12 protein-coding genes, 1 pseudogene and 1 riboswitch are annotated in these 12,637 nt (G+C 73.2%); of the genes and pseudogenes, 4 read left to right on the top strand and 9 right to left on the bottom strand.

From position 1 onward, the window contains the following. Positions 1–125 precede the first annotated feature (125 nt). Together ACFF45_RS15325 and ACFF45_RS15320 are read left to right on the top strand one after the other, a co-directional pair. The gene (locus ACFF45_RS15325) at positions 126–782 is read left to right on the top strand and encodes a uridine kinase family protein (RefSeq protein WP_381346580.1); all 657 of its coding nucleotides are present in this window, start codon (positions 126–128) and stop codon (positions 780–782) included. 435 nt (positions 783–1,217) lie between these two features. After that, the gene (locus ACFF45_RS15320; protein WP_381346579.1) at positions 1,218–3,083 is read left to right on the top strand and encodes an AAA family ATPase; all 1,866 of its coding nucleotides are present in this window, start codon (positions 1,218–1,220) and stop codon (positions 3,081–3,083) included. A 31-nt stretch (positions 3,084–3,114) separates the two neighbouring features. On the opposite strand, the gene ACFF45_RS15315 is transcribed toward ACFF45_RS15320, so the two are convergent. The 9 genes from ACFF45_RS15315 to ACFF45_RS15275 all read right to left on the bottom strand — a co-directional run bounded on the left by ACFF45_RS15315 (position 3,115) and on the right by ACFF45_RS15275 (position 10,471). Continuing rightward, positions 3,115–4,194 (bottom strand): hemolysin family protein, encoded by a 1,080-nt coding sequence (locus ACFF45_RS15315; RefSeq protein WP_381346578.1) that lies wholly within the window; start codon positions 4,192–4,194, stop codon positions 3,115–3,117. Beyond that, a complete protein-coding gene (locus ACFF45_RS15310; protein WP_381346577.1) occupies positions 4,191–5,516 on the bottom strand; it encodes a hemolysin family protein in 1,326 nt (441 codons plus the stop codon). Before ACFF45_RS15310 ends, ACFF45_RS15315 begins: the two co-directional genes overlap by 4 nt. Before the next feature lie 205 nt (positions 5,517–5,721). Continuing rightward, positions 5,722–6,165: a PH domain-containing protein gene (locus ACFF45_RS15305; RefSeq protein ID WP_381346576.1), complete on the bottom strand. Its 444-nt coding sequence runs from the start codon at positions 6,163–6,165 to the stop codon at positions 5,722–5,724. Positions 6,166–6,179: 14 nt separating this feature from the next. Beyond that, positions 6,180–7,028 carry an ATP phosphoribosyltransferase gene (hisG, locus tag ACFF45_RS15300; protein ID WP_381346575.1) on the bottom strand — a complete coding sequence of 283 codons (849 nt, stop codon included), beginning with the start codon at positions 7,026–7,028 and terminating at the stop codon, positions 6,180–6,182. Between the two features lie 51 nt (positions 7,029–7,079). Continuing rightward, positions 7,080–7,352, bottom strand: a complete 273-nt coding sequence (locus ACFF45_RS15295) for a phosphoribosyl-ATP diphosphatase (protein WP_048458133.1) — start codon at positions 7,350–7,352, stop codon at positions 7,080–7,082. A gap of 34 nt (positions 7,353–7,386) precedes the next feature. Beyond that, on the bottom strand, positions 7,387–7,872 hold the full coding sequence (ribH, locus tag ACFF45_RS15290; RefSeq protein WP_381346574.1) for a 6,7-dimethyl-8-ribityllumazine synthase: 486 nt from the start codon (positions 7,870–7,872) through the stop codon (positions 7,387–7,389). Between the two features lie 72 nt (positions 7,873–7,944). After that, the gene (locus ACFF45_RS15285; RefSeq protein WP_381346573.1) at positions 7,945–9,231 is read right to left on the bottom strand and encodes a bifunctional 3,4-dihydroxy-2-butanone-4-phosphate synthase/GTP cyclohydrolase II; all 1,287 of its coding nucleotides are present in this window, start codon (positions 9,229–9,231) and stop codon (positions 7,945–7,947) included. Next, positions 9,228–9,872 (bottom strand): nicotinamide mononucleotide transporter family protein, encoded by a 645-nt coding sequence (locus tag ACFF45_RS15280; RefSeq protein WP_381346572.1) that lies wholly within the window; start codon positions 9,870–9,872, stop codon positions 9,228–9,230. Before ACFF45_RS15280 ends, ACFF45_RS15285 begins: the two co-directional genes overlap by 4 nt. Further along, a complete protein-coding gene (locus ACFF45_RS15275) occupies positions 9,869–10,471 on the bottom strand; it encodes a riboflavin synthase (RefSeq protein ID WP_381346571.1) in 603 nt (200 codons plus the stop codon). The genes ACFF45_RS15280 and ACFF45_RS15275 overlap by 4 nt, the downstream gene beginning before the upstream one ends. Before the next feature lie 146 nt (positions 10,472–10,617). Continuing rightward, positions 10,618–10,748: riboswitch (FMN riboswitch) on the bottom strand. A gap of 239 nt (positions 10,749–10,987) precedes the next feature. On the opposite strand from ACFF45_RS15275, the pseudogene ACFF45_RS15270 reads away from it, so the two are divergent. Together ACFF45_RS15270 and ACFF45_RS15265 are read left to right on the top strand one after the other, a co-directional pair. Further along, a pseudogene (locus ACFF45_RS15270) lies at positions 10,988–11,655 on the top strand (chitinase C-terminal domain-containing protein); the annotation flags it as partial. Between the two features lie 228 nt (positions 11,656–11,883). After that, positions 11,884–12,636, top strand: a complete 753-nt coding sequence (locus ACFF45_RS15265; protein ID WP_381346570.1) for an SDR family oxidoreductase — start codon at positions 11,884–11,886, stop codon at positions 12,634–12,636. The last annotated feature ends 1 nt before the right edge of the window (position 12,637 follow it).

The raw sequence follows: 12,637 nt of genomic DNA, 5'->3' as shown, positions 1-12,637 counted from the left end.
GTCCAGTGCACGGATGTGTGGGCCAACTATGGCCGCCCGAGCCCGCCACGGCCAGCACTTCGGGCCGTGCCACGCCCGCCGGCATTGGCCGGGACCACTGGCAAGGGCTGGGGGATGATGGGGGCGTGTCGCACCCGTACCGCCCCGCCCCGGCCGCCGCGCTCCGCGGGCTCGCCCGCCTGCTGCGCGCCCTGCCCCCGTCCTGCGGCCCGGTCCGCCTGATCGGCGTCGACGGGCACGCGGGCTCCGGAAAGACCACCTTCGCCGGGCGGTTGGCGGACGCGCTGGGCGGCGCGCCGGTGCTGCACCTGGACGACATCGCCAGCCACGACGAGTTGTTCGCCTGGACGCCCCGGCTGCTCGGCCAGGTGATCGAGCCGCTCGGCCGGGGCGAGACCGCCCACTACGCCCCCTACGACTGGCGGGCCCGCCGGTTCGCGCCGCCCCGCCCGCTGCCGCCCGCGCCGGTGATCCTGGTCGAGGGCGTCGGCGCCGGCCGGCGCGCCCTGCGCCCGCATCTGGCGCGGCTGCTGTGGCTGGAGATGCCCAGCGAGGACGCCTGGGCGCGGGGGCGGTCCCGGGACGGGGAGGAACAGCGGGACTTCTGGGCGGGGTGGGTCGCGGCGGAGCGGCGGCATTTCACCGAGGACCCCTCACGGCCCTTCGCCGACCTGCTGGTGCAGGCGGTGCCGAAGGGATACGAGGTGCTGCCGGGACCCGTGGGAGCGCCGGACGCGGACCGTTCGGTGACCGAGGGTGACGGGCCGTCCGTGGTGTGCTGAGGCGGTGAAAGACCCTTGCGGCGGAACTCTGCCGAGTGCTCCAACTCGGCTTGACCGGGGGGCCGTACAGGACTTACGTTCTCAATGTGCGGCCGCACCCGGTCGCCGGCAGACGCGGAGCCCCCGGTTGTTCCCCCGTGATCGGGGGCTTCGTTCTGTCCGCGCGCACCTCCGCCGGGCGCTCCGAGGCGTGATCCGCTCACCCTCGGTCACCAGACGCGGCGCGCCCCTTCTGCTCCCACCTCGCCGAACGCGCACTGCCGCACCCTACGGCGGGCACCGGCCCGCGGGTACGATGCCCTCGGTGCGACCTGTGCACGGCTGCTCCGCGCACCGTCGCAACTCCGGTCCGCGGCACAGAGTTTCGACCCAAGTCGGCCGGCGGGCGACGGCCCGGCGGCGAACCAGCGGGGGCTCGCTTTGTGGGGGGACGTGATGGACTTCGGCACGCAGGGCCCCGAGGCCCCGGCCGACCTGGCCTGGCTGCGCGGCGTGGACGCCTACACCGTGGGCGCGTACCCGCAGGCGGAGGAGGAGTTCCGGGCCGCGGTGCGGCTGGACCCCGGGATGGCCGACGGCTGGCTCGGGCTGCACGCGCTGCGGGTGGACACGACCACCGCGCTGCTCAGGATGTTCCGGCACCGCGACCGCTTCGGTGAGCAGCGCACCCGGCACCGGCGCACGCTGAACTCCTGGTACTGGCTGGGCTGGTGGGTGCAGCCCGTGCTGGAGAGCCCGCGCGACCTGCTGCTGGCGCACGCCTCGCACTGGCTGGACGGCCGCCACGTCCCCGAGCTGGACCGCGCGCTGGCGGGCCTGCCTCCCGTCGACACCGACCCGCAGGTGCGCTTCCTGCACGCCTGCCGCGCCTATCTGGTCAAGGACTGGGAGCAGTTGGTCCGGCACACCGACCCGCTGCTCGGCGACGCCCTGCTCGGCATCGAGGCCGGCCTCTTCGGTGGCATGGCCCGGGTCCGGCTGGAGATGTACGGGCAGGCCGAGCCGCTGCTGTCGGCGGCCCTGATGCGCTGCCGCAGCGAGCAGCCGCAGCGCAAGGAGCTGCGCTACTGGCTGGCCCGCGCCCACGAGGGCACCGGCCGCACCGCCGCCGCGCTCCCCCTGTACCGGGCGGTGCACCGCGTCGACCCGGCTTTCATGGACACCGCCGCCCGGCTCGCGGCGATCGCCGAGGGCGACGGCTACGACGAGTCCGCCGACCTCGCCTCGATCGCGCTTTCCGGCGCCGGGCAGGACTTCGCCGACGGCCCCGACGCGCTCGACCCGCTGTTCGGCGCCGAGGGCCGGGACCTGAGACTGCCCGACCCCGCGCCGCCGCCCGCCGGCCCGCCGCCCGCGGTCACCGATCCGGCGGTGCGGGAGAAGGCGACGGTGCCCTCCCCGCCGGCGCCCGCCGGTCCGGCCGACCCCGCCCTGCTGGAGGAGGCGCTCGCCGAACTGGAGCGCATGGTGGGTCTGGAGCCGGTGAAACGCCAGGTGAAGGCCCTGTCCGCGCAGTTGAACATGGCCCGGCTGCGGGCCGGTCAGGGGCTGCCGGTGCAGCCGCCCAAGCGGCACTTCGTCTTCTCCGGCCCGTCCGGCACCGGCAAGACCACGGTCGCCCGCATCCTCGGCCGCGTCTTCTACGCCCTCGGGCTGCTCGGCGGCGACCACCTCGTGGAGGCCCAGCGGGCCGACCTGGTCGGCGAGTACCTCGGGCAGACCGCCGTGAAGGCCAACGAGCTGATCGACTCCGCGCTCGGCGGGGTGCTCTTCGTGGACGAGGCGTACTCGCTGTCCAACTCCGGCTATGGCAAGGGCGACGCGTACGGCGACGAGGCGTTGCAGGTGCTGCTGAAGCGGGCGGAGGACAACCGGGACCACCTGGTGGTCATCCTGGCCGGCTACCCGGAGGGCATGGACCGCCTGCTCGCCGCCAACCCCGGGCTCTCCTCCCGCTTCACGACCCGCGTGGACTTCCCCTCGTACCGGCCCCTGGAACTCACCGCGATCGGCGAGGTGCTGGCCGCCGAGAACGGCGACCTGTGGGACGAGGAGTCGCTGGAGGAGCTGCGGTCCATCGCGGGCCACGTGGTCGACCAGGGCTGGATCGACGAACTGGGCAACGGGCGGTTCCTGCGGACGCTGTACGAGAAGAGCTGCGCGTACCGGGACCTGCGGTTGTCGACCTGCCCGGGCGCGCTGTCGCGGGAGGACCTGGCGACGCTGCGGCTGCCGGACCTGATGCAGGCGTACGGTGAGGTGCTGTCGGGGAGGGGCCCGCAGGACCCGTCGGCCAGGTGACGGATCCCGCGGCCCCGGTGCTCGGCCGGTTTCAGCCGGCGAGCACCTCCTCGCCCGAGCGGGGCCCGGACACCGCGGGCGCGGGCGGCGCCGCCCGGTGCGCCGGATCCCGTACCTCACCGACCAGCAGTTCCAGGACGTCCTCCAGCGCGACCAGCCCCAGCACCCGCCCGGAGCCGTCCGCCACCTGCGCCAGGTGCGTGGCGGCGCGGCGCATGACGGTGAGCGCGTCGTCCAGGGGCAGCTCGGACCGCAGGGTCGTCATGGGGCGCCACAGATGCTGGGGCACGGCCCGTTCCGACTCCTCCAGGTCGAGGACGTCCTTCACGTGCAGATAGCCCATGAAGGCCCCGTTCTCGGCGGCCACCGGGAACCGGGAGAACCCGGTGCGGGCGGTCAGCTCGATGATCCGGCCGGGTGTCACCGAGGGCCTGACCGTGATCAGCGCCTCGCGCCGCAGCAGGACGTCGGTGACCGGGCGGGAGCCCAGCTCCAGGGCGTCCTCCAGGCGTTCGGCCTCCTCGGGGTCGAGCAGGCCGGCCTGGCCGGCGTCCTCCACGAGCCGGTTGAGCTGCTCGCTGGTGAACACCGCCTCCACCTCGTCCCTGGGCTCGACCCGGAACAGCCGCAGCACGCCCTGGGCGCAGGCGCCGAGGGCGACCGTGACCGGCCGGCAGAGACGGGCGAAGGCGACCAGGCCGGGGCTCAGCCACAGCGCCGCCTTCTCCGGCGCCGCCATCGCCAGGTTCTTCGGGACCATCTCGCCGATGACGAGGTGGAAGAAGACGACGGTGGCGAGCGCGATGACGTACCCCAGCGGGTGGATCACCGCGTGGGGCAGGTGGAGCCGGGCGAAGACCGGCTCCAGCAGGTGCGCCACGGTGGGCTCGGCGACCGCGCCCAGGGTCAGCGAGCAGACCGTGATGCCGAACTGGGCGGCGGCCATCATCTGCGGCAGCCGCTCCAGGCCGTGGAGCACCTGGCGGGCCCGGGCGGTGCCGAGCGGTTCGATCTGGCTGCGGCGGACCGAGACCAGCGCGAACTCGGCGCCGACGAAGAAGCCGTTGGCGAGCACGAGCAGCGCCGCGAACAGCAGGTGGAGCACGCTCATCGCACCGCCTCCACGACCGGGGCGGTGCGCACGACGCGTACCCGCTCGGCGCGGTAGTGCCCGACCTGGCGCACGGCCAGCCGCCAGCCGGGCAGTTCGACCCGGTCGCCGACGGCCGGGATCCGGCCGAGCAGGTCGGCGACCAGGCCGGCCACCGTCTCGTACGGGCCCTCGGGCACGTCCAGGCCGGTGCGCCGCAGGACGTCGACGCGGCAGCTGCCGTCGGCGTCCCAGGCGGGGCGGCCGTCCTCCGGCGGGGCGGAGGCCAGTTCGGGCAGGTCGTGACCGTCGTGCTCGTCCCGCACCTCGCCGACGAGCTCCTCGACGATGTCCTCCAGGGTGACGACACCGGCCGTGCCGCCGTACTCGTCGACGACGACCGCGATCGGCTGCTCGCTGCGCAGCCGGGCGAGCAGCGGCCGGACCGGCAGCGTCTCGGGGACCAGCAGCGGCGGCCGCGCGATCCGCCCGACGGGGGTGCGCAGCCGCTCCGGCGCGGAGACGGCGAGCGCGTCCTTGAGGTGGACCATGCCGACGACCTCGTCGATCCGCTCCCGGTAGACGGGGAAGCGGGACAGGCCGGTGGCCCGTGTCAGGTTGACCACGTCCTCGGCGGTCGCCGAGGACTGCAGGGCACTCACCTTCACCCGCGGGGTCATGACGTGCTGCGCGGTCAGCTCACCGAGCGACAGGGTACGGACGAAGAGGTCCGCGGTGTCCTGCTCCAGGGCGCCGGCGCGCGCCGAGTGCCGGGCCAGCGAGACGAGTTCGCCGGGGGTGCGGGCGGAGGCCAGCTCCTCGGCGGGCTCGACGCCGAGCGCGCGGACCAGACGGTTGGCGACGCCGTTCAGGGCGGCGATCACCGGCCTGAACGCGCGTGCGAACGCATACTGCGGGCCGGCGACGAACCGCGCGACCTGCAAGGGGCGGGACACCGCCCAGTTCTTGGGGACGAGCTCGCCGACCACCATCTGCACCGCCGAGGCCAGCAGCATGCCGATGGCCACGGCCACTCCGGACACCGCGCCGTCGGGGACGCCGGCGGCGGTGAGGGGGCCGTCCAGCAGCCGGGCGAGGGCGGGTTCGGCGAGCATGCCGACGACCAGGGAGGTGAGGGTGATGCCGAGCTGGGTGCCGGAGAGCTGGAACGACAGTTCCTTCAGCGACTCGACGACCCGGCGGGCCCGCCGGTCGCCCTCGGCGGCGGCCTTCTCGGCGTCCGGGCGGTCGACCGTGACGAGGCCGAACTCGGCCGCGACGAAGAAGCCGTTGGCGAGGATGAGCAGGAAAGCGGCTGCGAGCAGCAGCAGGGGGATGGTCATGAGGCCGCCGCCTCCGCACTGGGTCGGCAGGGGGCGGCGCAGGTACTGCAGGACGGTCCGTCCATCGCCGGAAGGGGTCACTCCTCGGGTAGCAGGAACCCCCGCGCACCGGCCGGCACCACGGGGGCGGAGGCGTCACGGACGGCGCCTCCGCCACCAGATTAATCAAGACACCGGCCGGTACGGCAGGGCGAACGGCTCCGCGTCAGTCCTGACGGGCCCCGGACCGGGCCTCGACCAGGGCGCGCAGGGCGCGCGCGTCGGCGATGGCCTGGGCCTTGGCGATGCCGGGCTGGATGCCGATCGCGGGCAGGCTGGTGCCGTCGCTGAGGTCCAGGAACACCCACGGGTCGCCGACCCGCAGGTGCACCTGCACGATCTGCGCCCACTCCAGCCGGCGGGTGCTGGCGAAGTTCACGACGGTGACGCCGGTCTCCTCGGCGATGACCTTGGGGCGGGCCAGCGTCAGTGCCACACTCGCCAGCACGGCCGCCGTGCAGACGAAGGTGAGCCGTTCACCGGGGCCCAGCCGGTCCAGCAGCAGCGCGATCGACGACACGACGACGAAGATCAGGACGGCCAGGCAGAGCAGGACGGCGCGGGTGCGGCGCGGCCGGAAGGTGACGGGCAGCGCGGGCAGGTCCGACATCGGTGCGGTGTTCCTCAGAGGCGGCAGGCGTGGATGGCGGTGGTCAGGATGGCCCGGGCACCGATCTCGTACAGGTCGTCCATGATGCGCTGGGCGTTCTTCGCGGGGACCATGGCGCGGACCGCGACCCAGCCCTCGTTGTGCAGGGGCGAGATGGTCGGCGACTCCAGACCGGGGGTGAGCGCGACGGCCTTCTCCAGCTGCTCCACGCGGCAGTCGTAGTCCATCATCACGTACGTCCGGGCCACCAGGACGCCCTGGAGCCGACGCAGGAACTGCTGCACCTTGGGCGCCTCGCCGTCCGCGCCGGTACGGCGGATCACCACGGCCTCGGACTGCATGATCGGCTCGCCGACGACCTCCAGGCCCGCGTTGCGCAGGCTGGTGCCGGTCTCGACGACGTCCGCGATGACCTGGGCGACACCGAGCTGGATGGCGGTCTCGACGGCGCCGTCCAGATGCACCACGGAGGCGTCGATGCCGTGTTCGGCGAGGTGCCCGGCGACGATGCCCTCGTAGGAGGTGGCGACCGTGGTGCCCTTCAGGTCCGCCAGACCGGTGACGGTGCCCGGCTTGGTGGCGTAGCGGAAGGTGGAGCGGGCGAAGCCCAGCGGCAGGATCTCCTCGGCGTCGGCGCCGGAGTCGACCAGCAGGTCGCGGCCGGTGATGCCGATGTCGAGCTGCCCGGAGGCGACGTAGATCGCGATGTCCCGGGGGCGGAGGTAGAAGAACTCGACGTCGTTGCCCGGGTCGACGATCCGCAGTTCCTTGGAGTCGCGGCGCTGCTGGTAGCCGGCCTCATGCAGCATGTCCGCCGCAGGGCCGGAGAGGGAACCCTTGTTGGGGACGGCGATGCGCAGCATGAGGTCGGCTTCCTTCGTTCGCAGGGTGTCGCGGTGGGGTGGGGGTCGGCTTCAGAGGTGGGCGTAGACGTCGTCGAGGGAGATCCCGCGCGCGACCATCATCACCTGGACGTGGTACAGCAGCTGCGAGATCTCCTCCGCGGCCGCCTCCTTGCCCTCGTACTCGGCGGCCATCCAGACCTCGGCGGCCTCCTCGACGACCTTCTTGCCGATGGCGTGGACGCCCTTCTCGACCAGCTCCGCGGTACGGGAAGTGGCGGGGTCGCCGTGGGCGGCCTTGTGCTGGAGCTCGGTGAAGAGCTCCTCGAACGTCTTCTTGGACATGGTGCCGCCCACTCTACGGGGTGTGCCGCCCGGTCTAACGCCAGGGTTCGGATACTGAACGGAGCGTAGCCGCGGTGGCCACCGCCGCGGTCACCGCCTCGTGCCCCTTGTCCTCGCTGGAGCCGTCCAGGCCGGCCCGGTCCAGGGCCTGCTCCTCGGTGTCGCAGGTGAGCACGCCGAAGCCGACGGGGACACCGGTGTCGACGGAGACCTGGGTGAGGCCCTGGGTCACGCCCTGGCACACGTAGTCGAAGTGGGGGGTGCCGCCGCGGATGACGACGCCGAGGGCGACGACCGCGTCGTAGCCGCGGCCCGCGAGGACCTTGGCGACGACCGGCAGCTCCCAGCTGCCGGGGACCCTCAGCAGGGTCGGCTCGTCGATGCCCAGGTCGTGCAGGGCGCGCAGGGCGCCGTCGACCAGACCGTTCATCACCTTCTCGTGCCACTGCGCCGCGATGACGGCGACCCGCAGGTCACCCACGTCGCGTACGGACAGTTCCGGTGCGCCCTTGCCGCTCACGTTGTTCCTCGTTCTCGTTGTTCTTGTTGTTCTTGTTGCTCTTGTTGTTCTTGTTGTTCTCGTGCCGCTGTGTCACTGGTTGCCGCAGGTGGTCACAGCGGGCGTGTCCAGCCAGGGCAGGTCGTGGCCCATCCGGTCCCGCTTGGTGCGCAGGTAGCCAAGGTTGTGCTCGCCCGCCTGTACGCGCATCGGCTCGCGCCCGGTGACCTCGATGCCGTACCGGACGAGCGCGTCGGTCTTCTCCGGGTTGTTGGTCATCAGGCGCACGCTGCGCACGCCGAGGTCGGCGAGGATCTGCGCGCCGGCCGCGTAGTCCCGGGCGTCGGCGGGCAGGCCCAGCTCCAGGTTGGCGTCCAGGGTGTCCCGGCCGTGCTCCTGGAGTTCGTAGGCGCGGAGCTTGGACAGCAGGCCGATGCCGCGGCCCTCGTGCCCGCGCAGGTAGACCACCACGCCCCGGCCCTCGTCCCGGATGCGTTCCAGGGAGGTCTCCAGCTGGGGGCCGCAGTCGCAGCGCAGGGAGCGGAAGACGTCGCCGGTGAGGCACTCGGAGTGGACGCGGACCAGGACGTCCTCGCCGGTGCCCAGTTCGCCGTGGACGAGCGCGACGTGCTCGACGCCGTCGACGGTGGAACGGTAGCCGTACGCCGTGAAGGTGCCGTGGGCCGTGGGCAGCCGGGTCTCGGCCTCGCGGCGGACGGTGGGCTCGGCGCTGCGGCGGTAGGCGATCAGGTCCTCGATGGAGATGATCGTCAGGCCGTGCTTGCGGGCGAACGGGACCAGCTCGGGCAGGCGCAGCATCCGGCCGTCCTCACCGGCGATCTCGACGATGGCGCCGGCCGGACGCAGACCGGCGAGGCGGGCGAGGTCGACCGCGGCCTCGGTGTGGCCGTTGCGGGTGAGGACGCCGCCGGGCCGGGCGCGCAGCGGGAAGACGTGGCCGGGGCGGACGAGGTCGGTGGGCTCGGCGGTGCCGCTCGCGAGCAGCTGGAGCGTGGTCGCCCGGTCGGCCGCGGAGATGCCGGTGGTCACCCCGTGGGCGGCGGAGGCGTCCACCGAGACGGTGAACGCGGTGCTCATCGACTCGGTGTTGTCCTCGACCATCTGCGGCAGCCGCAGCCGGTCCAGTTCCTCGCCCTCCATCGGGGCGCAGATCAGGCCGCGGCACTCGCTCATCATGAAGGCGACGATCTCGGGGGTCGCCTTCTCGGCGGCGATGACGAGGTCGCCCTCGTTCTCGCGGTTCTCGTCGTCGACGACGACGACCGGGCGGCCGGCCGCGATGTCGGCGACGGCCTGCTCGACCGGGTCGAGGGCGAGGTCGAAGTCGTCCGTGCTGCAGAGGACGGGGGCCGCGGTCATGCCGGTGCTCCTTCCGGGACGGGCCGCGCGTCCCGGCGGGAGCGCAGCCACCAGTCGCGCATGCCCCACAGGACGAGCGCGCCGTAGATGACGTAGACGAAGCCGGAGAAGGCGAAGCCGTTGGCGAAGTTCAGGGGCACGCCGACCAGGTCGACGAGCAGCCAGGCGAACCAGAACTCGACCATGCCGCGCGCCTGGGCGTACATCGCGACGACGGTGCCGACGAAGATGTACGCGTCCGGCCAGGGGTCCCAGGACAGTGCCGGGTACGCCGTGAACAGGCCACCGACGGCGAGGGTGCCGAGGGCTGCCGCGGCGAGCAGGATGCCGCGCTCCCGCCAGGTGGCGAAGCGGACGGCGATCGAGCCGTCCTGCGCCTGCCGCCGGCCGCGGTTCCACTGCCAGAAGCCGTATCCGGCGACGAGCATCACCACGATCTGCTTGCCCGCGCTGCCGGAGAGGTGGGCGGTGGCGAAGGCGGCGAACAGGATCAGGCCGGAGACGAACTGGGCGGGCCAGGTCCAGATCGAGCGGCGCCAGCCGAGCGCCAGGGCGGTCAGGCCGATCACGTTGCCGATCATGTCCGACCACATGATGCGCTGGCCGAAGAGGCTGAAGGCCTCGGAGTTGAGCCAGTTCACCGGATGGCCTCCCGACCGGCCAGCAGCCGCTCCACGTACTTGGCGATGATGTCGACCTCCAGGTTGACCGGGTCGCCGGGCTGCTTGCGGCCGAGGGTGGTCAGGGCGAGGGTGGTGGGGATCAGGCTGACGGTGAAGTGGTCGGCGCCCGCCTCGACGACGGTGAGGCTGATGCCGTCGACCGTGATGGAGCCCTTGTGCACGACATAGCGGGCGAGGTCCTCCGGGAGCGAGATCCGCACGATCTCCCAGTGCTCGGACGGGGTGCGCTCCAGGACGGTGCCGGTGCCGTCGACGTGGCCCTGCACGATGTGGCCGCCGAGGCGGGCGCCCACGGCGGTGGGCCGTTCGAGGTTGACCCGGGAGCCGACGGTGAGGACGCCCAGGCTGGAGCGCTTGAGGGTCTCGGCCATGACGTCGGCGGTGAACTCGTCGCCCTCGTGTTCCACGACGGTGAGGCAGACGCCGTTGACGGCGATGGAGTCGCCGTGCCGTGCCCCTTCGGTCACGACGGGGCCGCGGAGCCGGAAGCGGGAGGCGTCGCCGAGATTCTCGACGGCGGTGACCTCACCCAGCTCTTCGACGATTCCGGTGAACACTTCCCGGGTCCTCCTGCCTCTTCGGGCACGGACTCCGGGGCTGTCGGGACGACAGAGGAAACGAGCGAGAACACCGGGGGCGACACCGGACGGAGCCTCCCCGCGGGGGACGACCACCATCGGCGGCGCGCACGGATGCCCACTCGCCGCGCACTGCCTCCCATCCGGACTTTAACCGTCGGTCCAGGAATTGCACCTGGTCAACCGGCCGCTGGAGGCGACCGGGTCGCGGACTGTAACCGCCGGTTCGGACTTTCACCGACCCCGGAGTGCGCTGCTACTGGTACAGGGCAAGTGTGCCACGCCGGGTCGGAATCCAGACGGGCGGGCGGTGTGGAGTGGCTCACAAGGCGCGCAGTCCCGGACGTCTCGGGCGGGACGGGCCCCCAACTCCCGTCCGCGCCCGTCCGCTTGGATTGGTGCAGACCTGTTGACGCATTGGTCTACTCCTTTCTGGGGTCTGCGCAACTCCGTGGAGAGGAACCGGCCGTGCCGTCCTTCGCGCGGCACAGATCCGGCAACCGGGTCTCGGACAAGGCGCTGTCCACCCGGGCCGTGAACATCGGCGTGGAGTCCGGGGAGTTCGGGCTCGGCGGGTCCAACTACCCGATCGCCCCCGAGGTGAAGTTCACCGACAACACTGGGACGACGCTGCCGGGCGGTACGGCGTTACGGTTCGACCACTCCACCGCGGCTCCGGCCGACGCCTCCGGCCAGTCGGGCTTCGGCGCCAGGGTGACCAGCAGCGACCACACCGGGTCGCCCGTGGGCGGGCCCGGGGGCGACTTCCACGGGTCTCGCTGAAGCTGCCGGCCCGGCGGACCCCGGCGCCCGGCGCGTCGGTGGGGCTGTCGTTCGACTCCTGTCTGCCGGTGTCCACCCCGTGGAACCGGACGGTGGACGTCTCCGGCACGACCTACCCGCTCACCTACGCGCTCGCCGGGAACCTGGCGCGCGGCACCACGGTGGTGGAACCGGGCTCGGGCACCCCGCCCTCGCCGGACCCGACGACCCCGACCCCGGGCGCCTGCTTCCCGCCCGCGTGGCGCGCGAGCGCGGAGTACGGCGGTGGTTCGGCCGCGTCCCGCACGGGGCACTCGTGGAGGGCGAAGTGGTGGACGAAGGGCGAGGAGCCCGGAACCACCGGTGAGTGGGGGGTCTGGCAGGACCTCGGCGCCTGCTGACCCCGGCCAGGACGGGCCCGGCGGCGGTGACGACGGCCCTTGCCCGCCGCCGGGTCTCACCATCCCCGACCTGCGAGCGGTGCCCGACCCGGACAAGCTGGAAGGCGTACGGCGTCAGCCCGCGCGGCCGTGCAGCGCCGCCCCGCGGTTGTCCCGGCGGCTGCTCGGCCCCCCGGCTGGCGAAGAGCGCTCCCCGGGAGCGCGCGGCGTCCTAAGGGGCTGAACAGCATGACCACGATCCTGGTGACCGGCGGCACCGGAACCCTCGGCCGGCACGTCACCGAGCGGCTGCGCGCGGACGGGCACGACGTGCGGGTGCTCAGCCGGCACGCCCAGCCCTACGCCGTCGACCTGCGCGAGGGCGGCGGCGCGCTGGACGCGGCCGTCGCGGGCGCGGACACGGTGGTGCACTGCGCGAGCACGCCGCGCGGCGGTGACGAGGAGGCGGCGGCCCATCTGACCGCGGCGGCGCGGCGGGCCGGAGTGGGCCATCTGGTCTACATCTCGATCGTCGGGGTCGACCTGGTGCCGTTCGGCTACTACACGACGAAGCACGCCGTGGAGCGGCTCGTCGAGGAGTCGGGGCTGGGCTGGACCGTGCTGCGGACGACGCAGTTCCACGACTTCCTCGTCCGGCTGTTCGACAGTCTGGCCAGGCCGCCGGTCATGCCGCTGCCGGCCGGCGTGCGGGACCAGCCGATCGAGGTCGCGGAGGTCGCGGCGCGGCTCGCGGAGCTGGCCGCCGGCGGGCCGGCCGGGCGGGTCGCGGACATGGGCGGGCCGGAGGTGCGCACCGTCGAGTCGCTGGCCCGCTCGTACCTCAGGGCCACGGGCCGCCGGCGGGCGGTCGTGCGGGTACCGCTGTGGGGGCGCGCGTACCGGGCCTTCCGCGCCGGTGGGCACCTCGCGCCGGAGCACGCGGTGGGCAAGGGCACCTTCGAGGAGTACCTGGCGGTGCACGTCGGCGGCCACCGGGCGTGAG

Origin of the sequence: Streptomyces cinereospinus (assembly GCF_042430725.1) — a bacterium.
Taxonomy (GTDB): Bacteria; Actinomycetota; Actinomycetes; order Streptomycetales; family Streptomycetaceae; genus Streptomyces; species Streptomyces cinereospinus.
This window is presented reverse-complemented; position numbering and strand designations above follow the sequence as displayed.

What these genes read in the sequence shown, in the direction of transcription:
- ACFF45_RS15320 (WP_381346579.1), top strand. Translation starts at nt 1,218, where the DNA reads ATGGACTTCGGCACGCAGGGCCCCGAGGCCCCGGCCGACCTGGCCTGG.
- ACFF45_RS15315 (WP_381346578.1), bottom strand. Translation starts at nt 4,194, where the DNA reads ATGAGCGTGCTCCACCTGCTGTTCGCGGCGCTGCTCGTGCTCGCCAAC.
- ACFF45_RS15310 (WP_381346577.1), bottom strand. Translation starts at nt 5,516, where the DNA reads ATGACCATCCCCCTGCTGCTGCTCGCAGCCGCTTTCCTGCTCATCCTC.
- ACFF45_RS15305 (WP_381346576.1), bottom strand. Translation starts at nt 6,165, where the DNA reads ATGTCGGACCTGCCCGCGCTGCCCGTCACCTTCCGGCCGCGCCGCACC.
- hisG (WP_381346575.1), bottom strand. Translation starts at nt 7,028, where the DNA reads ATGCTGCGCATCGCCGTCCCCAACAAGGGTTCCCTCTCCGGCCCTGCG.
- ACFF45_RS15295 (WP_048458133.1), bottom strand. Translation starts at nt 7,352, where the DNA reads ATGTCCAAGAAGACGTTCGAGGAGCTCTTCACCGAGCTCCAGCACAAG.
- ACFF45_RS15285 (WP_381346573.1), bottom strand. Translation starts at nt 9,231, where the DNA reads ATGACCGCGGCCCCCGTCCTCTGCAGCACGGACGACTTCGACCTCGCC.
- ACFF45_RS15265 (WP_381346570.1), top strand. Translation starts at nt 11,884, where the DNA reads ATGACCACGATCCTGGTGACCGGCGGCACCGGAACCCTCGGCCGGCAC.